This is a genomic window from Neobacillus sp. GCM10027624, from assembly GCF_042675345.1.
GTDB lineage: Bacteria > Bacillota > Bacilli > Bacillales > Cytobacillaceae > Neobacillus > Neobacillus cucumis_D.
The window spans coordinates 743,014-764,113 of record NZ_JBHTHD010000011.1 but is presented as its reverse complement, the minus strand read 5'-3'; the positions used below and the strand labels follow the sequence as shown (position 1 = coordinate 764,113).

At 38.5% G+C, this 21,100-nt stretch carries 25 protein-coding genes and 2 tRNA genes; 10 read left to right on the top strand and 17 right to left on the bottom strand.

What is annotated here, in order from left to right; translation table 11 throughout:
- Window positions 1-63 precede the first annotated feature (63 nt).
- The 3 genes from ACFQZ9_RS20245 to ACFQZ9_RS20235 are packed head-to-tail and all read right to left on the bottom strand — an operon-like array spanning window position 64 to window position 3,607.
- Window positions 64-1,932, bottom strand: coding sequence for a PTS fructose transporter subunit IIABC (locus ACFQZ9_RS20245; protein ID WP_498945087.1), 1,869 nt, complete (start codon window positions 1,930-1,932; stop codon window positions 64-66).
- 11 nt (window positions 1,933-1,943) lie between these two features.
- Window positions 1,944-2,858, bottom strand: coding sequence for a 1-phosphofructokinase (pfkB, locus tag ACFQZ9_RS20240; protein ID WP_498945086.1), 915 nt, complete (start codon window positions 2,856-2,858; stop codon window positions 1,944-1,946).
- Window positions 2,855-3,607, bottom strand: a complete 753-nt coding sequence (locus ACFQZ9_RS20235; RefSeq protein ID WP_498945085.1) for a DeoR/GlpR family DNA-binding transcription regulator — start codon at window positions 3,605-3,607, stop codon at window positions 2,855-2,857. Before ACFQZ9_RS20235 ends, pfkB begins: the two co-directional genes overlap by 4 nt.
- A gap of 192 nt (window positions 3,608-3,799) precedes the next feature.
- Here ACFQZ9_RS20235 and ACFQZ9_RS20230 point away from each other — a divergent pair.
- From ACFQZ9_RS20230 to ACFQZ9_RS20220, 3 genes are all read left to right on the top strand, one after another.
- Window positions 3,800-3,873, top strand: a tRNA-Gly gene (locus ACFQZ9_RS20230).
- Between the two features lie 4 nt (window positions 3,874-3,877).
- A tRNA-Ser gene (locus ACFQZ9_RS20225) sits at window positions 3,878-3,969 on the top strand.
- Between the two features lie 113 nt (window positions 3,970-4,082).
- Window positions 4,083-4,376 carry a DUF6509 family protein gene (locus ACFQZ9_RS20220; protein WP_498945083.1) on the top strand — a complete coding sequence of 98 codons (294 nt, stop codon included), beginning with the start codon at window positions 4,083-4,085 and terminating at the stop codon, window positions 4,374-4,376.
- Window positions 4,377-4,411: 35 nt separating this feature from the next.
- On the opposite strand, the gene ACFQZ9_RS20215 is transcribed toward ACFQZ9_RS20220, so the two are convergent.
- The 4 genes from ACFQZ9_RS20215 to ku form a co-directional block, all read right to left on the bottom strand.
- A complete protein-coding gene (locus ACFQZ9_RS20215; RefSeq protein WP_026576573.1) occupies window positions 4,412-4,615 on the bottom strand; it encodes a cold-shock protein in 204 nt (67 codons plus the stop codon).
- A gap of 173 nt (window positions 4,616-4,788) precedes the next feature.
- Complete coding sequence (locus ACFQZ9_RS20210) at window positions 4,789-4,989, bottom strand: cold-shock protein (RefSeq protein ID WP_026576574.1); 201 nt, start codon at window positions 4,987-4,989, stop codon at window positions 4,789-4,791.
- Between the two features lie 208 nt (window positions 4,990-5,197).
- On the bottom strand, window positions 5,198-6,148 hold the full coding sequence (locus tag ACFQZ9_RS20205; RefSeq protein WP_498945082.1) for a nucleoside hydrolase: 951 nt from the start codon (window positions 6,146-6,148) through the stop codon (window positions 5,198-5,200).
- Between the two features lie 92 nt (window positions 6,149-6,240).
- Window positions 6,241-7,095 (bottom strand): non-homologous end joining protein Ku, encoded by an 855-nt coding sequence (gene ku, locus ACFQZ9_RS20200; RefSeq protein WP_198308884.1) that lies wholly within the window; start codon window positions 7,093-7,095, stop codon window positions 6,241-6,243.
- A 131-nt stretch (window positions 7,096-7,226) separates the two neighbouring features.
- Here ku and ACFQZ9_RS20195 point away from each other — a divergent pair, with 131 nt between their 5' ends.
- Window positions 7,227-9,065, top strand: coding sequence for a DNA ligase D (locus ACFQZ9_RS20195; RefSeq protein WP_498945195.1), 1,839 nt, complete (start codon window positions 7,227-7,229; stop codon window positions 9,063-9,065).
- 9 nt (window positions 9,066-9,074) lie between these two features.
- On the opposite strand, the gene dapF is transcribed toward ACFQZ9_RS20195, so the two are convergent.
- From dapF to ACFQZ9_RS20160, 7 genes are all read right to left on the bottom strand, one after another.
- Window positions 9,075-10,058, bottom strand: coding sequence for a diaminopimelate epimerase (gene dapF, locus ACFQZ9_RS20190; RefSeq protein WP_498945081.1), 984 nt, complete (start codon window positions 10,056-10,058; stop codon window positions 9,075-9,077).
- Between the two features lie 83 nt (window positions 10,059-10,141).
- Window positions 10,142-10,918 (bottom strand): hypothetical protein, encoded by a 777-nt coding sequence (locus ACFQZ9_RS20185; RefSeq protein ID WP_498945080.1) that lies wholly within the window; start codon window positions 10,916-10,918, stop codon window positions 10,142-10,144.
- Window positions 10,919-11,025: 107 nt separating this feature from the next.
- Complete coding sequence (locus tag ACFQZ9_RS20180) at window positions 11,026-11,886, bottom strand: patatin-like phospholipase family protein (RefSeq protein WP_198308887.1); 861 nt, start codon at window positions 11,884-11,886, stop codon at window positions 11,026-11,028.
- Between the two features lie 77 nt (window positions 11,887-11,963).
- Window positions 11,964-12,743: an ABC transporter permease gene (locus ACFQZ9_RS20175; RefSeq protein WP_498945079.1), complete on the bottom strand. Its 780-nt coding sequence runs from the start codon at window positions 12,741-12,743 to the stop codon at window positions 11,964-11,966.
- Window positions 12,740-13,648 carry an ABC transporter ATP-binding protein gene (locus ACFQZ9_RS20170; RefSeq protein ID WP_498945078.1) on the bottom strand — a complete coding sequence of 303 codons (909 nt, stop codon included), beginning with the start codon at window positions 13,646-13,648 and terminating at the stop codon, window positions 12,740-12,742. Before ACFQZ9_RS20170 ends, ACFQZ9_RS20175 begins: the two co-directional genes overlap by 4 nt.
- Window positions 13,648-13,839, bottom strand: a complete 192-nt coding sequence (locus ACFQZ9_RS20165; RefSeq protein ID WP_198308890.1) for a PLD nuclease N-terminal domain-containing protein — start codon at window positions 13,837-13,839, stop codon at window positions 13,648-13,650. The genes ACFQZ9_RS20170 and ACFQZ9_RS20165 overlap by 1 nt, the downstream gene beginning before the upstream one ends.
- A 101-nt stretch (window positions 13,840-13,940) precedes the next feature.
- A complete protein-coding gene (locus ACFQZ9_RS20160; protein ID WP_026576584.1) occupies window positions 13,941-14,264 on the bottom strand; it encodes a DUF4870 domain-containing protein in 324 nt (107 codons plus the stop codon).
- 287 nt (window positions 14,265-14,551) lie between these two features.
- Between ACFQZ9_RS20160 and ACFQZ9_RS20155 the strand changes: the two genes are divergently transcribed.
- Window positions 14,552-15,688 (top strand): amidohydrolase, encoded by a 1,137-nt coding sequence (locus ACFQZ9_RS20155; RefSeq protein WP_198308891.1) that lies wholly within the window; start codon window positions 14,552-14,554, stop codon window positions 15,686-15,688.
- Window positions 15,689-15,982: 294 nt separating this feature from the next.
- The gene (locus tag ACFQZ9_RS20150) at window positions 15,983-16,543 is read left to right on the top strand and encodes a GNAT family N-acetyltransferase (protein ID WP_498945077.1); all 561 of its coding nucleotides are present in this window, start codon (window positions 15,983-15,985) and stop codon (window positions 16,541-16,543) included.
- 81 nt (window positions 16,544-16,624) lie between these two features.
- Here ACFQZ9_RS20150 and ACFQZ9_RS20145 read toward each other — a convergent pair whose 3' ends face one another.
- Window positions 16,625-16,783 (bottom strand): hypothetical protein, encoded by a 159-nt coding sequence (locus ACFQZ9_RS20145; protein WP_498945076.1) that lies wholly within the window; start codon window positions 16,781-16,783, stop codon window positions 16,625-16,627.
- 234 nt (window positions 16,784-17,017) lie between these two features.
- Here ACFQZ9_RS20145 and ACFQZ9_RS20140 point away from each other — a divergent pair, with 234 nt between their 5' ends.
- Window positions 17,018-18,385 carry an MATE family efflux transporter gene (locus tag ACFQZ9_RS20140; RefSeq protein WP_498945074.1) on the top strand — a complete coding sequence of 456 codons (1,368 nt, stop codon included), beginning with the start codon at window positions 17,018-17,020 and terminating at the stop codon, window positions 18,383-18,385.
- Between the two features lie 9 nt (window positions 18,386-18,394).
- On the opposite strand, the gene ACFQZ9_RS20135 is transcribed toward ACFQZ9_RS20140, so the two are convergent.
- Complete coding sequence (locus ACFQZ9_RS20135; protein ID WP_498945073.1) at window positions 18,395-19,189, bottom strand: SDR family oxidoreductase; 795 nt, start codon at window positions 19,187-19,189, stop codon at window positions 18,395-18,397.
- A 196-nt stretch (window positions 19,190-19,385) separates the two neighbouring features.
- Here ACFQZ9_RS20135 and ACFQZ9_RS20130 point away from each other — a divergent pair, with 196 nt between their 5' ends.
- Entirely contained in the window at window positions 19,386-19,865 is a 480-nt protein-coding gene (locus ACFQZ9_RS20130) for an Hsp20/alpha crystallin family protein (protein WP_498945071.1), read from the top strand.
- Window positions 19,866-19,929: 64 nt separating this feature from the next.
- Window positions 19,930-20,406, top strand: a complete 477-nt coding sequence (locus ACFQZ9_RS20125; protein WP_498945070.1) for an Hsp20/alpha crystallin family protein — start codon at window positions 19,930-19,932, stop codon at window positions 20,404-20,406.
- Window positions 20,407-20,435: 29 nt separating this feature from the next.
- On the opposite strand, the gene yoyC is transcribed toward ACFQZ9_RS20125, so the two are convergent.
- On the bottom strand, window positions 20,436-20,714 hold the full coding sequence (yoyC, locus tag ACFQZ9_RS20120) for a protein YoyC (RefSeq protein ID WP_498945069.1): 279 nt from the start codon (window positions 20,712-20,714) through the stop codon (window positions 20,436-20,438).
- 94 nt (window positions 20,715-20,808) lie between these two features.
- Here yoyC and ACFQZ9_RS20115 point away from each other — a divergent pair, with 94 nt between their 5' ends.
- The gene (locus tag ACFQZ9_RS20115) at window positions 20,809-21,051 is read left to right on the top strand and encodes a hypothetical protein (protein WP_026576592.1); all 243 of its coding nucleotides are present in this window, start codon (window positions 20,809-20,811) and stop codon (window positions 21,049-21,051) included.
- Window positions 21,052-21,100: the final 49 nt, after the last annotated feature.

The window sequence follows — 21,100 nt, the reverse complement described above, 5'->3', positions numbered from 1 at the left end:
TCGATTATCCTATTTAGCAGATAGCAAAAAACCGGCAGCCCCCCGCTGCCGGCTCAACATTCACTATTCAGACTTCACAGGCTTCTTTAGAATCCCAAGTAACACAGCCGTCACAACCGCACCAACAAAGATCGCTAATGCGTACTGAAGAGCCCCGCCTTCAACTAATGGAACAACGAAGATTCCGCCATGTGGTGCACGAAGACCGATTCCAAATGCCATAGACAAAGCACCTGAAATTGCTGAACCAACCATCACAGATGGAATCACGCGAAGCGGGTCTGCTGCCGCAAACGGAATCGCTCCTTCCGTAATGAAAGATAGACCCATTACATAACAAGCCTTACCAGCATCACGGTCTTCCTTATTGAACTTCTTCTTAAATAATGTCGTTGCAATCGCGATACCAAGCGGCGGCACCATACCTGCTGCCATAATCGCTGCCATTGGCTCATAGACACCATTCGCAAGTAACCCGGTACCAAATACATAAGCTGCCTTATTGATTGGGCCACCCATATCAAACGACATCATCAAACCTAACACAATTCCTAGTAAAATAGCATTTCCTGTTCCGAGACCTGTTAACCAATGGGTAATTTCTTTATTTAACCAAGTAACCGGATGGTTAACTGCAAAGAGCATGATAAATCCGGTAATCCCAATCCCAAATAAAGGATAGAGCAGAATACTTTTAATTCCTTCCAATGACTGTGGAAGTCCAGCAAATACCTTTTTCAAAAGAACCACAACATAACCCGCAAGGAAACCGGCAATCATCCCGCCAAGGAAACCGGCACCGCTCGATGCTGCCATCATACCGCCAACCATACCAGGCGCGAATCCAGGACGATCGGCAATGCTAAGTGCAATGAAGCCAGCCAAAACAGGTACAATTAAACCAAATGCATTTCCACCGCCAATGGTCATTAGCGCTTCAGCAATTTTGTTATAGGATGGATCGTCTGGTTTAAATGAGTTATAGCCAAACATAAAACAGATAGCGATGAGAATACCGCCCCCAACAACAAATGGAAGCATGTTGGAAACACCATTCATTAAATGCTTATAGAAGCCTTTTCTTCCACTGGAATCGGCACCGCTATTCTCACTTTTGCCGCCATTCCCCGAATATACTGGTGCATCCTGCTTTAAAGCACGCTCAATCAAATTTTGCGGCTTTCGAATACCATCGGCAACGGCCGTCTGAATCACATGCTTACCCTTAAATCTTTCCATTTCCACATTGATGTCTGCAGCAATAATAACTGCTACGGCATTCTCAATTTCCTCTTTCGTTAAAACGTTTTTCGCTCCGCCGGAACCGTTTGTTTCAACCTTGATGTCAACACCCATTTCCGCTGCCTTAGCTTTTAAAGAATCGGCCGCCATATAAGTGTGGGCAATACCCGTTGGACATCCTGTAACCGCTACAATGGCATTCTTTTTATTCGAAACATCCTGCTCTTGTTCATCTTCCTGGTCGTAAAAATTGATCACCTCAAGGACATCATCAGCAGAAACAGCATGAAGTAACTTTTCACGTACTTCCTGTTTCATTAGTAAACCTGAAAGGCGTGCAAGGGCTTCAAGGTGTGTATTATTTGCGCCCTCTGGTGCTGCAATCATAAAGAACAAATGGGCAGGCTGTCCATCAAGTGATTGATAATCTACCCCTGAAGTGGATTTACCAAATACGATTGCTGCTTCCCTAACCGCTTTTACTTTAGCGTGAGGGATTGCAATTCCGTCACCAATACCCGTAGTACTCTGTTCTTCACGTTTTAGAATGGCTGCTTTAAATTCTTCACGATTCGTAATTTTATTGGCCTTAAATAGCACGTCAACGAGCTGGTCGATGGCTTCTTCTTTCCCCTTGCCATCTATATTTAAAAGAATAGTATTCTTTGTAAGCAATTCTGTTATTTTCATGGCTTCTCCTCCTATTTAACCTCTCTAATTTTTACCTGCCCAAGGAGTTCTTCAATTAAATCTTTTGTACACAATCCGAGTGAAAAGGCGGTTGCGCTGCCTGCGGCTACACTATATTGAAACGCCTTTTTCACATTAGAAGTTTTTTGATATTCAGCCAAAAAGCCTGCCACCATTGAATCTCCGGCACCCACTGAATTTTTCACCACGCCTTTTGGCACCTCGGCAATGAGGGCCATTTCGTTATTTATAAAAACAGCCCCTTCTCCAGCAAGTGAAACAATCACGTTTTTAGCCCCCATATCAATTAACTTCTTTCCAAATGGGATGACATCTTCACAGCTTGAAAGGGTAGTTTGAAATAAATCGCCAAGTTCGTGATGGTTTGGTTTAATTAAAAATGGATGGTAAGGAAGAACTTTTTTTAACAAGTCGCCCTCAGCGTCAACAACAAATTCAGCCTTACTTTCTTTACAAATCTTGACCAACTCTTCATATGTGGTCACTGGCATTGTCGAAGGAATGCTTCCCGCGAGGACCAATAGATCCTTTTCAGTTAAATGGTTAATTTTCTCCTTTAACTCCCTGAAATTCTCTTCGGAAATCCTTGGACCGTTCGCATTGATTTCGGTCTCGTCGCCAGTTTTCAACTTAATATTGATTCGAGTATCTTCGTTAACTTTGATAAAATCCGTTTCTATTTTTTCATTTTGTAGGTAATCTTCAATGTATCTTCCGGTAAAACCACCGTTGAAGCCCAAAGCCCTGCTGGTTAGACCTAATTGGCTTAAAACCCTTGAAACATTGATTCCCTTACCGCCAGGAAACTTTGTTTCCCTTGTTGTTCTATTCAGTTCTCCTAACTGGATGCTTTCGAGTTGAACGATATAATCAACAGAAGGGTTTAAGGTTAATGTATATATCATGCTGTCACGACCTTTAATGTAGTTCTATTTTTATATTGTGTTTGCGTTTCATCGTCCAGATCATTGGTAATCACCACAGCCTCTGAGATATCGGCTATTTTTGCAAAGGCAACTTCCGAAAACTTGGAGTCGTCTGCTAAGACGTATGCTTCTCTTGAAAGAGAAATCGCTTTATGCTTCACCATTGCCTCTTCTTGATCTGGTGTTGTAAAACCAAACTGAGGATGGATTCCATTTACCCCCATAAAGCATTTATCGAACCGATAAAGATCGAGACTTGCTAATGCTCCACGGCCGATGATCGCGTTTGTGTTCGGTTTTGCAAATCCTCCAATTAAATAGGTTGGAATTCCTTTATTTAGTAATGGCGTTAAATGAGTTAGGCCATTTGTTACGACAACAATGTCAGTGAGATTTAAGAATTCTACCATTTCAAGAACCGTTGACCCCGCATCAAGATAAATGCAGTCGCCTTTTTCTACCAAACTTGCAGCATATTGGGTGATTCGCCGTTTTTCTTGAAGGTTTTTGGCTGATTTCTCAATCATGCTCGGTTCTTGCAGCTTCCCTTGCAGTCTTGATGCACCGCCATGAATTCTTTTTAAATGTTTTTCCTTCTCTAATTGTGATAAATCGCGGCGGATTGTTGACTCAGATGTATTGGTGAGATCAACAATTTCCTGGATTTTAACGATATTCTGTTCCTTTAAAAGCTGTAAAATCAGTCGATGACGTTCCGGTGTTAACAAGTCATCACCACCTATAATTATTGTTCTTGATTCTATATTACTGAAACCGATTGCAAAAATCAATCACTTTCTTTCAAAAACAATCATTTATTGAGTGTATTTGAATGGTTTTGAAGGAAATGATAGTTGTTTTGCAAAAAACTAGATGAAAATAAAATATTGTGGTATAATTTTTGATGTTAAAGGGCTAGTGCGGGTGTAGTTCAATGGTAGAACTCCAGCTTCCCAAGCTGGTGGTGCGGGTTCGATTCCCGTCACCCGCTCCAAAATGGAGAAGTACCCAAGTGGTTATAAGGGGGCGCACTCGAAATGCGCTAGGACGGGCAACCGTTGCGTGAGTTCGAATCTCATCTTCTCCTCCATACATATTGTTTCATGGAACACTTTAAAGTAAAGTGTTTTTTTTAATAATCACGGAATCTTAGTTCTATAAAAAATTGTGTATAATAAGAAAGAGTTTATACATAAGCAAAGGATGATAAATTTGAACATTACTGGTCATACAGTTGAAAAACTTGAAGATCCATTTGGTCTGCTTTCAGGCGATCGCTATGAGTTTTTCCTTCAACTAGAAATTGATGAAGAGGATGAACTTTATTCGGAAAAAGGAATTGGCTTAAGGGTAATCTTCGTAATGGATGAAAATGGGGAGAAAATCACGAATTATCATTTTTACGAAAGAGGAACAGAGAAGGTTCTCGATTTTGCCCTAGAAGAAGACGAAGAAGCTTTAGTTATCTCCTATTGTAAAGAAAATATTGGGGAATAATAAAAAGCAGGGGCGAAAACCCCTGCTTTTTATATTTACATAAAGTTTTTACTATGGTTATGGATAACCTGTAATTCTCTAGTAGCCTGTTTCATTTCACTTTTACAAATTGGGCAGAGTGGTACTTCACTGCTTTTAAAATTGTCGCGTATCCAGCATTTACAATTTTCTGAAGTACATTCCCAAACCTTTGTTTCTTCTAATTTTACTTCCACATCATTTCTTCTGCCGAAAGCCAAAATTCTTCACTCCTTGCGCTTATTATCGTCCAAAAAGTTTCCAAATAAAAAAGCCCTAGAGCAAAATCAAAAAACATGCATCCTTGCATTCTATTCCTAATCAAAAGGATTTAGAATCAAGATATAGATAAAAAGGTGATGCATTTCACGAGCATCACCTTTTATTAAAAAGATTAAACTGTTTTTACGTTAGCTGCTTGTGGTCCACGAGCACCTTCAACGATTTCAAAAGAAACCGATTGGCCTTCTTCTAATGTTTTGAAACCTTCAGTTTGAATTGCAGAAAAGTGAACGAATACGTCTTGACCGCCTTCAGCTTCAATAAATCCAAAACCTTTTTCTGCATTAAACCATTTAACTTTACCGTTATTCATGGATCTTACCCCCAACATATTGTTCACTTTAAAGTTAATTTTACATTTAAATATAGAAAAGTCATAACCTCACCAATTGGGGCAATAGACATCACCCACAAGTTCGTGTAGTTACGACTACTTAATCCAATAAATATTTAACGAACTTAAAGCGTAATTTAATAGTATACTATATTCCTTTAAAAGTCAAATTTTATAAAGGTACCTGTCATTCTTTTCCCTGAATAAAAACCTCCATGAACTGAACAACAAACGTTTGAATATCAGCATCTAAGCCGATATGGTCAAGAGATTCAATTGGTTCTGGATCAGGTTTTGGGCGAAAATCAGCAATACTTTTCCCTTTTGCCGGACCAGTTTCCTCTACCCTCACTCTACGAGGAATGTACTGAACAAAATCAGGATTGACTAAAGCCATAAGCGGAACAACATCATGAAGTGGCGCCCCCTTAATACCGGGAACATTTTTTTGATAAGCATGATAATAATAATCAAATGCTGGTTTTAATAGGGGCCGAAATGGTGTTGGGCTATTTTCTGATAGAAATTGAATCACTTCCGGGGTGATAATAGCCCGATTAGTGATATTTAGGGGGAATAAGTAAACATTATGGGCTTTTTCCATTACGGAATTGGCTGCAATTGGGTCAACATAAAAATTCGCTTCTGCTTCCGCTGTTATGTTACCCGGCACTAAAAAAGCCCCTCCCATTATATAAAAAGCCGTCACGTCTTTTAGCGCTTTGTTACCATATATAATAAACATCAATGCTAGATCCGTAAGCCTGCCAACAGAGACAATCACGATATTTCCGCTATATTGCTTTATGATCTCTAAAATTTTATTAAAATCATATACCTTTATATTTTTTAAATTGTCAGGAGGTTTTATTGGGCCTAAACCTTCCTTCCCATGAATCTCAGGGTAATATTGGACTGGTTCTCCTGATAATGGGCCGGCGCTCCCAGCGACTATAGGGATATCCTCTCTTCCTGCTAAATTTAACAAATAAGCTGTATTTCTAATTGAAATCTCTTTGGGAGTATTTCCATAGCCACTGACAATCCCGACAAGATTAATTTTTGGATTTAGCAGGGCATACATAATCGCAAAAGAGTCATCGATTCCGGGATCAGTAATCATCAGGACATTTACCATTATTTCACCCCTTTTTTATCTATTGTATTCCCCTATACCTGTCTTACATAAAAAAAACCGATTTGACCTGCATTCAAATCGGCAATTACTCCTTATGCTTCTTTTTTCACTCTTGAAACGGTCTTTTTCTTTGGGGAGGCAGCTTTTTTCTTTGGGGCCACGGCTTTTTCCGGTTTAGTGCGATCAATCGATGCCTGCAAGGCTGCCATTAAATCGGTAACGTTAGATGGAGCTTCTTTGGCAGCAGGCGTCACCACCGTTTCTTTTTCCATTCGTTTGGACTCAATTAATTCTAATAAGGCTGTTCGGTATTCATCCGTATATTTTTCCGGGGTAAAATCGGTTGTTAATTGGTCAATGAGCATGATGGCGGTGTCCAGTTCTTTTTTCGTCACTTTATCCTCCGAAGGAACGCTGGGAACATCTCCTGCATTTCGGACCTCATCAGGATAGTGAATGGTTTCCATTACCAATGTATTCTCATACACCCTTATCACGGCCATTTGTTCCTTTGATCGAATCACGATTTTAGCCAGTCCAACCTTTCCGGTTTCTTGAAGGGCTTTACGTAATAACGAGTAAGCTTTTCCTCCTCCTTCATTTGGTGACATATAATAACTGCGATCAAAATAAATAGGATCAATTTGTTCCATTTTGACAAAATCAATAATTTCAACCGCTTTATCTTCGTTTTCTTTTCGTAACTTTTCAAGGTCATCATTGTCCAGGACGACAAATTTCCCCTTTGTGTATTCATAAGCTTTGACAATATCCTCAGGTTTGACCTCTTCTTCGCAAACCGAACAGATTTTTTCATACCTGATTGGAGCATGACACTTATTATGAAGGGTCCGAAGCTTGATATCCTTATCTTCTGTTGCCGTATGAAGCTTGATGGGAATATTCACGAGCCCAAAGCTGATACTTCCCTTCCACATCGTATGCATATACTGATTCTCCATTCTTTTTATTTTTATTTTGCTAAACGGACAAACCTGTCATTCCTATAAACAACTGGAAAAGGATGAAGAGCGTCTTTTTGAAACAAAATAAGGCTAAAAAGAAGGGACCATTACAGATGAAACCGATGCTTCCAAGTCTGACTTTTGATCGTCCTGTCCATCCTGATTGGCTGTACGAGGTGAAATATGATGGATTCCGTGCACTATTGGAATGGAATACAAAGGGGATTACTCTAACAAGCAGAAATGGCAAGCCCCTCATTCCACAATTCCCGGAAATAGAAGAATTTTTATTACAATATCAACGTGAATTTGAGCCTTTTTTACCACTGCAGCTTGATGGCGAGCTTGTATTATTGGAAAATCCGTGCAAAGGTAATTTTTCTGGCATTCAAGTACGCGGACGGTTAAAGTCAGAAAAGAAAATTAGCGAACAGGCACAAAATGTACCATGCCAGCTGATGATATTTGATGCACTTCAACTATCAGGGAAGCCCCTTCATGCGGAGCCATTTACGAAACGAAAAAAAGAACTAATAAAATTGTTTGAGAAGCTCCACTTTAATCAAGAGGCTGATCCTTACTCCAATCAGTTAGTGCAGTTCGTTAAAGCCTATGATGATTTTGAGATGCTTTGGGAAAAAGTTGTTCTTTTTGATGGCGAAGGAATTGTCGCTAAGCAGCAAAACAGTCTATGGGAAGAGGGAAAGCGTTCAACCCAGTGGCTAAAGTATAAAAATTGGAAATATGTGAGCTGTTTTATCACCTCTTTCGAAAAAACAAATGGGTACTTTTACGTAGGAGTGTATCAGGACAAAAAGATTCATCCGATTGGTCAGGTCATTTTTGGGTTTAAACCGGAGGAGAAGCAGGCTCTTCAACAAACAATTAAACAAAATAAAATAAAGGAAGATGAGCAGTTTATTTATGTAGAACCAGCTATTTGCCTTGAAGTAAAATATTTAGAGTTATATGATGGACAGCTCCGTGAGCCGCATTTTGACCGGTTCCGCTTTGACTTAGAGCCAGCAGATTGTACCAATGATCGGTTTTTATTTCAACAAAAAAATCTTCCGAAGGACTTAGACATTTCACATCCGGATAAACCGCTTTGGGATCAGCTAAATATTCAAAAGGCAGATTTTATTCTTTACTTAAGAGAAATATCCCCCTATATGCTGCCCTTTTTGGAAAACCGGCTTTTAACGGTTATTCGCTACCCGCACGGAATGTTTGGGGAACCTTTTTACCAGAAAAATTGCCCTGATTATGCTCCTGAATTTGTGGAAACCTTTAAACATGAAAATATCGACTATATCCTTTGTAACCATCTTAAAACGCTAATCTGGCTCGGAAATCAATTAGCCATTGAATTTCATATTCCGTTTCAAACCATTTACAGCAGAGGGCCAAGTGAAATTGTCTTTGATCTAGATCCACCGTCAAAGGATGATTTTCATTTAGCGGTAAAAGCCGCTTTACTAATCAAGGAAGTCCTCGATCAATTGAACCTGATTGCCTTTATTAAAACCTCAGGAAATAAAGGATTGCAAATTTACCTTCCTTTACCTGAAAATATGTTTACCTATGATGATACAAGGCTGTTTACGAGCTTTATTGCCGACTACTTAATATCACGTGCCCCTGATTCGTTTACAATCGAGCGAATGAAAAAGAACCGTGGAAATCGCTTATATGTGGACTATATCCAGCATGGTGAAGGGAAAACAATTGTTGCGCCTTATTCGATGAGGGGAAATGAACGTGGCGGTGTAGCCACACCACTTTACTGGGATGAAGTAAACGAGAAGCTTGAATCAGCGCAATTTACAATGAAAACCGCCTTAACCCGGGTTCGGAAACAAGGGGACCCGTTTCGAACCTATTTTTCTACAAAATCAGTTCAGCCCTTTGCACCTGTTCTCGATGTTCTAAAGAATAATAAAAAAGGATAAGGGGGGCCCTTATCCTTTCATGATGCCAGTTAAAAACGCCTGTGCTTCTGACTGGAGTTTCTCATATGCTGCCTGTTCTGCAAGATCTTCTTTAGAGTTTACTGTAAATGTTTCCTCAGCAAAATTTACTTCAATAGAAGCAGTATAAAGATACGTTGCATTACCAATTAAATCAATGTGGTAAGTCCCGTTGTTTTCATGAACCACACATTGAACCTTCCCGCCATTATTATAAACATTTACAGCCTTTTCAAAATCATTTAACCCATTTAAGCAGGTAACTAGGCTTGAGGCAGACATTGCCGTTCCGCAGGCATTGGTAAAACCAACTCCCCGCTCGAATGTCCTCACATAAATATTTCCTTTGTCTAAGTCTTTTACAAAGCTTACATTGACTCCATCAGGAAATAAAACATTCGGCCCATTTACCTTTTCACTGAGATCTTTTTGAAGATCTGATTGAATTTGCTCTGTTTCTACAATGGTAATTAAATGTGGGTTGGGAACCGCTAAGGCAGTAAAGGTTAATTCGTGAGATAACTCTGGAATTTTTTCATTTCTTAAGGCCGGCTGATCTAATTGTAATGGTAAATCCTCCAGTAAAAACGAAACAGGAGAGATCTCTACCTGATACGTTGTTACATCCGGGAAAATATCCTTCTTTTTGCTCACCTTTAAGTCGGTCTTCATTGTTTCAATAATCGCTTCTTTCTGATCCCGCATCTCACAAATATAACGGGAAACAAGACGAAGTCCATTTCCACACATTGAGGCTTCCGAACCATCTGTATTAAAAACTCTCATTCTTCCATCCGCATGGTCACTTTTCAACATGAACAGAATTCCATCTGCCCCGAGTTCAGAGTTTCGGTTACATAAAACCCTTGCCAAATCGGCCCTTTCCTTTTCAGAAAATGTATAGGAATTAGAAATTTCATCGATTAAAAGAAAATCATTACCTGAACCGTGCCCTTTAATTAAGTTGATTTGCACTTTAAAACCCTCCAGCATCACGTAATTGCATTTATTCATTATAGTATCAAATTCTGGTAGGGAAAGGAACTTAAACCTGCTAATTATCTTTCTATAAAATATTCGTTTATGAGAAAAGACATTTGTAAAAGCTTGTCACTTTCTGAAATGCCTTCCGTAAATGAAAGAACCGGTGTATTTGGCTCCGGAAAAAAATCACTCCATTCCACCGGCATCCAGCCCCTACGGAAACGTCCCAATTGGTGGTTGACTGAATTTATTATTTTCTCATCCATAAAAAGGGAAGCACCCTCTACTGCTCCAATGAACCTTTCATTTGCGTCAAAAAGTTCCTTCTTATATTTTCGAGCATTCAATTTCCGGATTTGATAATATCCTTGATAAACTTTGTTTCGGTCAAATACCTCAATTTTTTTGTATTTACCCTTTTTAACCTTATAAATCCCAATTAATTGATGATTCATATCATTAAGCGCATATATTTTTGAAAAGACCGGAAAACCAAATTTTTTCCCTCGGTATTTTTTGATCTCTCCTGCTAGGTTTCCATCGGGAAAATAGAGTTGCAAACGCTTTGGTAAATAAACGGCTAATAAATGCCCCGTTTCAAAAATGGAATGGTAGAAACTGCGGGATTTCAACATATTTTTCTTTATTAATAGTGCTTGTCTAACCTTGAATAAGTAGATTTGAAAGCTGATGAAGCTGTAAATGAGAAAGGGGATGGTTAACAGCATCATTTTCTTGTTCTGAAAAAAAGAAAGATCTACTACTATAATTAAAAATGCGGGAACTAGTGCAGCGATGCTGCCATTGAGACTGATGCTAGCAGATTCGCGGTAATATTTATCTATTTTCATCATGAAAACTCCTTATCCATTCCTCTTATATCAGTCTATTAAATAATACTAAGAAAAATGATAGAAGATTTCCCCTTTAAATCAAAAAAGAGACCTGAAAAAGTCTCTTAATTATTTGATTGCACATATTTTACTATTTTTTCGCTTAATGCTTTGGCATCCTCGTAGCCCTGGTTATATAACTCCTCTAACCGCACTGGATTCCGTTCCATTCTTCCTACCTGGAGCGGCTTTAATGGCCGGATAATAAAAACATTTCCATTCTTCTCTTCTTTTTCTAAAAAAGCGAGAGTGTCGTTATACACTTTATACCGATTCCTTAAAGCCTTTTGCAGCCCTTTATAGTCAGGATATTTTCGATTTACAAGAAAATGAAATTTCGAAGGCTTTTTCCGGTAGTCAATATTTCTTGTAAGAATCACAATATTTTTCTTAAAGCCATCTGTTTGGGCTTTTTTAATTGGAATAGGATCACTAATTCCACCATCAAGCAAAGTTTTATTTTGATAGGTTATTTCTGGCGCAATAAATGGAAGCGAACTCGATGCCCGTAAAACAGTCAGTAGTTCTTGGCCATAATCTCTTTTATTGAAATAAATCGCTTCCCCTGTTAAGCAATCGGTTGCTCCCACAACAAATTCAGAGGGACTATTATAAAAGACATCATAATGATAGGGAACATGTTGATTGGGGATTTCATCGAAGATAAAATCCATTCCAAAAAACTGACGATTTTTAAAATAATTTCTCCAAGATATATATCGCGGATCCGAAGCATACTGAATTGTTACGGTCTTATTTCTCCCCTTTTGTTTTGACAAATAGGATGCTGCATTACACGCCCCCGCTGACACCCCAATTACATAAGGGAAAAATAATTGATTTTCTAAAAAGTATTCAAGAACGCCCGCCGTATAAACACCACGCATTCCTCCGCCTTCGAGAACCAAACCGACTCCATTTAACACATTGCTTCGTCCCTTTCCTCTATCTTTATCATGTTTATTGTGTCATATAAGGACGGATTTGAAAACTGAAATGCCTTTTAGGATGCGAGTTCCTTTTTTCTAAATATAAAAATACTTAGAGCAAGGAGAATGAGAATGCTAGCAGTCGCAAACATACTTGCCGGGAGAGTGTAATCCGATAATTTACCTGTTAATACAACTTCATTGGCATAGCTTGTTAGCATCGCCGGGCTCCATTCCAGCCAATTGGATAGAGAGCTTGAAACCAAACTTAAAATAATCACTACCAAAAGTGAGACAAAGCCAGCCACACCAGGAACGAGATGAGCCGCACTAAAAAACAAAGCGATGGTTAAAATAACGGTAAACCATAGACCATAAAAAAAGAATGCTTGAAAGGCTTCTCCAGCTGCAACCCAATCAAACAATATCCCTGTATAGTACCAAGTTGCTAAGGAACCAATAAAAAAAGATATCCACATTAGCAAAAGCGCGCCCACCCATTTCGCTGTTACAAAAGAGCGGTAAGAAACTGGCTTAACCAAAATCATGGCAGCTACGCCGCTTTTTCTTTCACCGGCAATTAGCGCCATTGTCGTTAGAACAATAATTAACACACCTAAGGAGGAATATTCACTTAAACCACTAACAAATACCTCCTGTGCGGAGGGTTTCGGAATTTCAATCTTTGCTCCCTCTGGCAGATTGCCTAATGAGTCAAGAATCTGCGGCAAATAATAAGAGGATAACGGTTTTTGCACACCTAGTAGAATAAACGTAATTGGCACCCAAATCCATTTGAAATTTCTCCACATTTCTAATAGTTCCTTATTAAGGAGCGTAATCCATTGGTTCATTTTCCCACCACTTTCATAAATACATCTTCAAGTGTCATGCTGCTGATTTCAAATTTTTCAAGAGGCCAGTTTTGTTCCGAAATTTCTTTTAAAATCACCGGTCTGGCTTGTTCAATATCGTTCACGGTTACACTTAGCCGATTGCCTTCATACAAGATGGATTTGGTTAATGGATTTTTTTCAAAAGCATCTGCATATTGCCCGGACTTCTCTTTGAAAAATAAATCGATTCTAGGCTGCTGATGGCGCTCCCTTAATTCCTCCATTGTTCCGGACTCAACGATTAATCCATTATGTAAAAACAGGATTTCATCACTAACCTCTTCCGCATCATTTAAAATATGGGTGGAAAAAAGGATGGTGGTTTCTCTTTTCAGCCCCTCCAATAAATCGAGTACCTCTCTTCGCCCAATGGGATCAAGAGCTGATACAGGCTCATCCAGCATGATCATCTGCGGCCGATGAATAAGGGCTTGTGCAATACCTAAGCGCTGCTTCATTCCGCCTGAATATTTGCCTACCCTTCGATTCTTCGCATCTAATATCCCTACTAGTTCAAGGAGAGTAAGCGAACGTTCTTTTGCTTCATGATTTGTTAAGCCCCCCAATTTCCCCACATACTGCAGGAATTCAAGACCACTCATCCAGTCATAATAAACTGGAAACTGAGGAAGATAGCCGATGATATGACGGATATCTCCATCTTTTTTCGCATCAGAAAAGTTTATTGTCCCGGCTGTCGGTTTCATTAGACCAGCTAACATCCTAAGTGTCGTGGTTTTCCCTGCGCCGTTTGGTCCTAAAAGGGCAATACATTTTCCTTTATCTAAATGAAAATCAAGACCTTTGATTACGGGATTTCCTTGGAAACTCTTTTTTAATCCAGAAATTTGAATAAGGGACATCAGCTTTTACTCCTTCCGATTACAAAATAAAGAATCGGTCCAATTGGATTAAAGAATAAACTTAGCAGTATCCAAAGCCACTTAGGTCCATTTGTTTTTTCAATACGAATGATATCCGCCAATACAACGATTACTAAAATTAACTCAATTACCAGAATGGGCGCAAGGAGTGCCCAGTTTATATCTGCCATGCTATCTCCCCCTTGTTTTCTTTTTATAAATATATGACGTTTGACCTAGAAAAACGTTTCAGAACCCGGCAAATTTTTATACCGGGTTCTGAAAAATTCTTCTATTGAATTAAGCGAAAAATCCATGGAAACCGATATTCTTGGCCTTCGTACGCTTTTATAGCAGCTATAATGGTAAAGACGACTGCTGCAATCCCTAAAACCCACAAGGCAATAATACCGATAATTATGATCGTTAATATCCCGCCTATTATACAATAAATGGTATAGGAAATAAAAAAGTTAAAGTACTCTTTCCCATGATAATCAATGAATGATGATTCGTCTTTTTTGATTAACCAAATGACCAATGGTCCAATAATCGGAAAAATAAAACTTACTATATAAAGAACAGCTGCCAAGAGCCTTTCTTCACTTTTAACCACTTAAGCACCCCCTTCTTTATCAAAAAAATCCTTTCTTTTATATGTACGCTCTATTCTGGAAAAGATTTCATTCTTTCTGGTAAAATCCGCTTATTATTTTCAGGCTTGCTAACAGGGTACACGGGCAAAATAACTTAAAAATAAATTTAATGAACACAAGTTTCAAAATTGGGCTTTTTTGCATATAAAAGAATAAAAGTTATTGTTCGGAACATTTTTAACTTTTCGGAAAATATACTGCTTGGTAAAATAGTTAAATACATGAAATATAGGAAGAAAGGTTTAATATGACGAAAATACTTTTGAAGAATGCAACGGTATATCCGATTACCGCCAACCCTATTCATTCGGGGGATGTTTTAATTGAAGATGGAAAAATCGCTAAAGTTGATCAGCATATCATCACCGATTCAGAAGTTAAAATAATTGATTGTGGAAACGCCTATCTTTTACCAGGTTTTATTGATGTCCATACTCACCTTGGACTTTATGACGAAGGTACGGGCTGGGCGGGAAACGATGCGAATGAAACAGCGGAAGCCCTAACCCCGCATATACGTGCTTTCGACGGTGCCTACCCGTTAGATGCTGCATTTACGGATGCTGTTCGGAGCGGGATTACAACCGTTCATATTATGCCGGGAAGCGCAAATATCATCGGAGGGACCACATCGGTGATTAAAACAACCGGTAAAAATATTAAAAAAATGCTTATTCAAGAGATTGCGGGATTAAAAATCGCTCTAGGTGAAAACCCAAAAAGAATCCACAGCCATGGAAATAGCGACTCCATTACAAGAATGGGAATCATGGGCAAGCTTCGTGAAGCATTTTATCAGGCCATTTACGCTGATAACCCAGAAGATCTAAGGATTGCACCCATTGTAATGGCACTGAAAAGGGAGATCCCCGTTCGGATCCATGCCCACCGGGCGGACGATATCATTACAGCCACCCGTTTTGCGGAGGAATTTAATCTTGATCTGAGAATCGAACATTGTACAGAGGGGCATTTAATTGCAAATGAATTATCCGGGATGAACCTAAAGGTTTCTGTTGGTCCAACCTTAACAAGAAGGTCCAAGGTCGAACTAAAAAATAAAACGTGGAAAACGTATCAGGAACTTACTAATCATGGGGTAGAAGTTTCTATTACCACAGATCACCCTTATACGCCGATTCAATATTTGAATATTTGTGCAGGAATTGCCGTTAGAGAAGGTCTTGATGAACAAAAAGCCTTAAAAGGGATTACGATTTTTCCTGCAAAAAATTTGAAAATTGATCACCGTCTAGGGAGTATTGAAGAAGGAAAAGATGCTGACCTTGTATTATGGAGCCACCATCCTTTCCATTATCTAGCAAAACCAAAATGGACAATGATAGGTGGAGAAATGGTTTTCGAAGAGACAAAAACTTTGTAGAAAATTGGCAAAAATTTTAGTAGAAAAACAAACAAAAACCTATTTATTTTTCTCTTTTTTATATGGTATCATAATTTTGAAGAGACTAATGGTAACTTGGATTTGGGGGACTATTTTAAGCTTTATTTTTCAAAAAAAATGATATAGGGAAGGCAAATGGTGCGCCACCAGTTAACTGGTTCTAGTGGGTTCGATTCCCACCCCGAAATTTTTTAGCAATTCTAATAAAAAATTTCGAGGGTGGGCCGTTTTCTTTTGACATGGGATCGGATTGCCCTAATTGGAGGGATATTCATGCTGAAGAAAAGAGATCTTCACGACAGCCACACACTTTATGAACTAATGACGCATCCAGATGTCTTCCCTTTTGTACGTCAAAAAGCAGCATCCTATGACGAATTCCTATTCGTGACAAAGAAAACCATTGAAGCTGAAGAACGTGGTGAATTAATCTCCCGTACTATTCTTGATGAATGGGGTTCCCCAATTGGTACAATTAATTTATTTGACATTGAAGACAATGCAGGATTTTTGGGAACATGGCTAGGAAAACCGTATCATGGAAAAGGATATAATAATGTTGCGAAAGAAGCTTTTTTCAGTGAGCTTTTCTACGAAATGGGAATTGAAACGATTTATATGCGAATCCGTAAGATAAATATGCGTTCGATTAAAGCAGCGGAAAAACTACCATATGTTATAAAAGCAAATGAAACACGAAAATCACTGTATGAGCAATTAAACGCCAATGGTGAAGTTTACGATTTATATGAAATTCCAAAAGATCAATATACCTTCTATATAATGAGGAACGACTCTCTTCAAACAGATTCAACTCATTTATTGGAAGCATAAAAGCAATCGGCTACCGCCGATTGCTTTTTTACAAGAAAAAAGACTAGCGCCCTTGGGTGCATAGTCATCATCCTACTTCCGTTAATCTGTTACGCTTTGTTCGGTTGTTTCATCTACTTCACTTATACCCATCTGGAGCAAAAAATCTTCTAATTCCTCATTCGTTAACGTTTCAAATCGACCATCATGAAAAAATACCTGGGTTTGATTAGGATTAATACGATTAATATTAAAGCTCATTTTCTTTGCTCCTTTCCATAGATGATACACAACTATTATCCACAAAAAAATCCGTTTTCATTCCCAGTAATCAAATTGTTCAAAAAATTGTAAAAGCAGTTTGTATATGATGTGTGGACTGGAAATGTCTTCCACCCTTAAAAAAGTACTTGTTAACGATATCTTTGCAAACCACTTAAATAGGTTCCATGATATAATATCTCTCTGTACCCTAAAGAAAATGGAGAAACAAAATTGAAACAAACAGTTACAAAGAAGCAAAAGTTAAAACAATTGGTTTATATTTTATTCCCGATTCTGATTACCCAGCTTGGGCTTTTTTCGATGAACTTTTTTGATGTAACCATGTCCGGGCATTACAGCCCTTCCGATTTGGCAGGTGTTGCAATAGGCTCCTCCCTGTGGGTTCCGGTATTTACTGGACTTAGTGGAATATTGCTGGCCGTTACGCCGATTGTTGCGCAATTAAATGGGGCGAAACAGCAGGATAAGGTTGCACACTCTGTGTTTCAAGGACTATATTTATCAGTAATCATTGCCGTTATCGTTATCGCCATAGGCGCTATCATTCTCGATCCCATTTTAAACGGTATGAACCTTGAACCACATGTTCGGAAAGTAGCCCATGACTATCTTGTTGCCTTAAGCTTTGGAATGATCCCACTTTTCGCTTATAACGTATTAAGGTCATTTATTGATGCGCTTGGGAAAACGCGTGTTACGATGGTCATTACCTTAACTTCACTTCCAATTAATGTTGTCTTTAATTATCTCTTGATTTATGGAAAATTTGGTTTTCCTGAACTTGGAGGAATTGGAGCAGGTGTTGCTACAGCGATTACCTATTGGCTGATTACTGGTATTTCAATTTTCATCATCTGTACCAATCAACCATTTTCAAATTTCGGTATTTTTCGCCATTTTCATATAATCTCCCTTTCAAGATCAAAGGAAATCTTAAAAATTGGCATACCGATTGGTTTTTCGATTTTTTTTGAAACCAGCATTTTTGCTGCTGTTACTTTGCTGATGAGTACTTTTGATACCAATACAATCGCCAGCCATCAGTCCGCATTAAATTTTGCTTCATTTTTGTATATGCTTCCTCTCAGCATCTCTATGGCATTAACCATCTTGGTCGGCTTTGAAATTGGCGCTAAAAGAGATCGGGATGCAAAGGAATACAGCTGGCTTGGAGTCGGAATCGCAATTTTACTGGCAGGGTTATGCGGGTTAATCTTACTGCTATTCCGCTATGATATTGCGGGAATTTATACGACAGATCCAGTGGTTTTAAAATTAACGGCGAAATTTTTGCTTTACGCGTTATTCTTTCAATTATCTGATGCCATCCAGGCACCAATCCAAGGTGCACTACGAGGGTATAAGGATGTTAATATTACCTTCTTAGCCTCTTTTCTATCGTATTGGGTAATCGGCCTCCCACTTGGCTATGTAATGGCAGTTTATACTGATCTCGGTGCTTTTGGATATTGGATCGGTTTGATTGCGGGTCTCGCAGTCGGGGCAATTTGTCTTTTATTACGTTTACTTTGGGTTCAAAAAACCGCCAATCGAGCAAACATACAAAAAGAGTCCTAATGATTTTGGTCAGGACTCTTTTATATTATGTTCATCTTTCAATGCTTTTCCTAATACATCTATCCCCCCAGTCACAGGTATAATACTCCCGGTTATAAAACTTGAATTTTCATCGACAAGGAAAGAAATCACTCTTGCAATATCTTCACCTGTCCCTGATCTCCCAACAGAAGTAAGACCATTATCAGAAGAAACGGCTTGTTCGATTGTTTTTTCCTTCCATTGGGTGCTTATATCCCCTGGACTTACCATATTGGCCGTAATCCCATTCATCATTTCCTCAATGGCAATCGTTCTTGTCAAGGATGCTAGCCCCGTTTTTGCTGCAGCAAAAGCAGAACGATAAATCCAACCAGGTGCTGTTTCGACCCTGTCAAACCCCATTGTAATGATTCTTCCCCATTTATTTTTTCTCATAATAGGAATGGTCAGCTTTGATAAATTAAAAACAGCTGATAAATTTCCATTTAATAAATAATTCCATTCTTCAAATGAATAGTCCGTTATTTTTTTTCTTTCGTGTATGTATGGCCCTGCATTATGGATTAAAACATCAATCGAAGGAAATTTAACTAATGCTTGGTGGACCATTCGGATACAATCTTCTTGTTTAGCCACATCCCCTTGAAGTAACAAGCAATCGGTTCCAAAGCTTTTCTCGAGCTGCTTTGCAAGTCCCTTTGCTTCCATTTCACTGCTTCGATAATTAATGATCAACTGATACCCTTTTTCTGCAAGTTGTAAAGCGGTGATTTTACCAATGCCGGTTGCCCCTCCGGTAATCAAAGCAGTTTTTTTCTTCACACACCATTACCTCTCTATTTTGTAATTTATCCTTTTACTATATGTTAAAAAGATTTGATTATATATGCAAATATTAAACATTATCCTTTGGGATTCAAATGAGAAGAGCAGGTTTTTATAACGCATAGGCGTTTGCTAGCATAGTATGTGGTAGGACGAATAAGGCCCTTTTTAGGCAGTTGAAAGGATGAAAAAAATGTTCCCATGGAATATGTTCCCTTTTAATAAGGATATGAAGAATAACCTGCAAAACATGAAACCAGAAGAAATCAATAATTATGTCCAGGATCTCATTGGAAAGGTACTCCCCGGCAGCATGCGCGGAATGATGAATCCAAACGAAATGTTTAATGGATTCGCTTCAGCAGGGTCTACCCAGCAGCAGACCACCACAGGTGCATTGAATTCCTCGGCATTTGAAACGCATGATTTTGTTTACGTGCGGATTCCGATTAAAAGTGAGGAATGGCTCAAGCAGCTGCGTATTTACCATACCTCCAATCAACTTATTGTCGATCATATCCCCCAATATGAAGATAAACATACGATCACCCTTCCGGCGATTGTTAGAAAGAAAGGTGCTTCAGCCAATTATAAGGATGGGACTCTAGAAGTAAGAATTCCCAAAAATATTGATATGCAGTTTTCTCAAATTGATGTGACAGAAATAATGTAGCCATCTACTTTTATGGTATGTTTTTGGTTTAGTAAAATATGATGAATTAGAGGTGGTGGTTGGAATGGAAATGGATAAACTTAAAAAATGGCTGGAATTGACCCAAAAATTTCAAGGTGATACTTTTTGGGAGCAAATCTTTGATGAAAAAAGTGTTGAAAAGGTCATGAAGAGTCCCTCCATTAGCCCCTTTACAAAAATACAGAGTTCTTTTCCAAAATGCGATTTATATGAGACGGATGATATGCTTGTGATTGAAGCCGAAATTCCGGGGATGCGTAAAGAGGATCTTCATATTACTGTCAATCAACAGGTATTGACAATGACAGGTGAATTTAAAACCTTACAGGAAGGAAGAAAATATTTTATCAAGGAAAGAGCAAATCAGACATTTAAAAAGGAATTTATCCTCCCCTTCCCCATTAAAATAACTCAAATCCGGACAGAAATTCGAAATGGATTATTGTTCATTTTCATGCCAATCAATAAAGAGGAAATCGAGACGATTCCCATTACATTTGATCAACTTACTCCTGATTGAAGATACAGACAGCCGCGATGGCTGTCTTTCTATTTTAATTCATCCATCATTTGATTATGAACCTCAATTAACTGAACTTTTGTTTCTGGTGAAATATTTGAATCCACTAGTCTTTTGATAGCGGAATAATATTTTTCATATTTGTTTTTCCGCACCCTAGGGTGCGAGTTTTCATCTAATAATTCTCTTTTTATCGCTTCCTTCAAAATTTCCTCACTGTTTTGATTTTCCACGTTTAATAAACGATTATTCCAAACCTTTCGATATTCATGCAATAACCGATCAAAAATCTCCAACCCAGTTGGCATTTCTATCACCCCAATCACAACCTTAGGTTCATTGTTACATATTTCCTTGTATTTTGTAAAAAATAAAAAGGACCATTTTTGAAAGGAGAAATTTATGTCTACCCCATATAAATGTCCAAATTGTAAAACTAATCGAAGTCGATTTAATATTATTGAACAAGTAGCACACTCGGTCAAGCTTGACCCACAATCCGGTGTGGTTGTAAGAGAGTATGGTGAAACTGAATTAGAACCTTTTCATATCCCATATCAAGGGCCAGAATTCCGAATTCAATGCGGCGCATGCGGACTAATCGAAGATGAGCGCACCTTCATTAAATTTGGACAACAACCTTAAAATAAGAACACCTTTATAAATGTCCTTTTCATTTATAAAGGTGTTTTTT

What these genes read in the sequence shown, in the direction of transcription:
- ACFQZ9_RS20155 (WP_198308891.1), top strand. Translation starts at nt 14,552, where the DNA reads ATGACGAAAATACTTTTGAAGAATGCAACGGTATATCCGATTACCGCC.
- ACFQZ9_RS20130 (WP_498945071.1), top strand. Translation starts at nt 19,386, where the DNA reads ATGTTCCCATGGAATATGTTCCCTTTTAATAAGGATATGAAGAATAAC.
- yoyC (WP_498945069.1), bottom strand. Translation starts at nt 20,714, where the DNA reads ATGCCAACTGGGTTGGAGATTTTTGATCGGTTATTGCATGAATATCGA.
- ACFQZ9_RS20220 (WP_498945083.1), top strand. Translation starts at nt 4,083, where the DNA reads ATGATAAATTTGAACATTACTGGTCATACAGTTGAAAAACTTGAAGAT.
- pfkB (WP_498945086.1), bottom strand. Translation starts at nt 2,858, where the DNA reads ATGATATATACATTAACCTTAAACCCTTCTGTTGATTATATCGTTCAA.
- ACFQZ9_RS20175 (WP_498945079.1), bottom strand. Translation starts at nt 12,743, where the DNA reads ATGAACCAATGGATTACGCTCCTTAATAAGGAACTATTAGAAATGTGG.
- ACFQZ9_RS20150 (WP_498945077.1), top strand. Translation starts at nt 15,983, where the DNA reads ATGCTGAAGAAAAGAGATCTTCACGACAGCCACACACTTTATGAACTA.
- ACFQZ9_RS20245 (WP_498945087.1), bottom strand. Translation starts at nt 1,932, where the DNA reads ATGAAAATAACAGAATTGCTTACAAAGAATACTATTCTTTTAAATATA.
- ACFQZ9_RS20125 (WP_498945070.1), top strand. Translation starts at nt 19,930, where the DNA reads ATGGAAATGGATAAACTTAAAAAATGGCTGGAATTGACCCAAAAATTT.
- ACFQZ9_RS20115 (WP_026576592.1), top strand. Translation starts at nt 20,809, where the DNA reads ATGTCTACCCCATATAAATGTCCAAATTGTAAAACTAATCGAAGTCGA.
- ACFQZ9_RS20170 (WP_498945078.1), bottom strand. Translation starts at nt 13,648, where the DNA reads ATGTCCCTTATTCAAATTTCTGGATTAAAAAAGAGTTTCCAAGGAAAT.
- ACFQZ9_RS20205 (WP_498945082.1), bottom strand. Translation starts at nt 6,148, where the DNA reads ATGGTAAATGTCCTGATGATTACTGATCCCGGAATCGATGACTCTTTT.
- ACFQZ9_RS20195 (WP_498945195.1), top strand. Translation starts at nt 7,227, where the DNA reads ATGAAACCGATGCTTCCAAGTCTGACTTTTGATCGTCCTGTCCATCCT.
- ACFQZ9_RS20145 (WP_498945076.1), bottom strand. Translation starts at nt 16,783, where the DNA reads ATGAGCTTTAATATTAATCGTATTAATCCTAATCAAACCCAGGTATTT.
- ACFQZ9_RS20210 (WP_026576574.1), bottom strand. Translation starts at nt 4,989, where the DNA reads ATGAATAACGGTAAAGTTAAATGGTTTAATGCAGAAAAAGGTTTTGGA.
- ACFQZ9_RS20165 (WP_198308890.1), bottom strand. Translation starts at nt 13,839, where the DNA reads ATGGCAGATATAAACTGGGCACTCCTTGCGCCCATTCTGGTAATTGAG.
- ku (WP_198308884.1), bottom strand. Translation starts at nt 7,095, where the DNA reads ATGCATACGATGTGGAAGGGAAGTATCAGCTTTGGGCTCGTGAATATT.
- ACFQZ9_RS20185 (WP_498945080.1), bottom strand. Translation starts at nt 10,918, where the DNA reads ATGAAAATAGATAAATATTACCGCGAATCTGCTAGCATCAGTCTCAAT.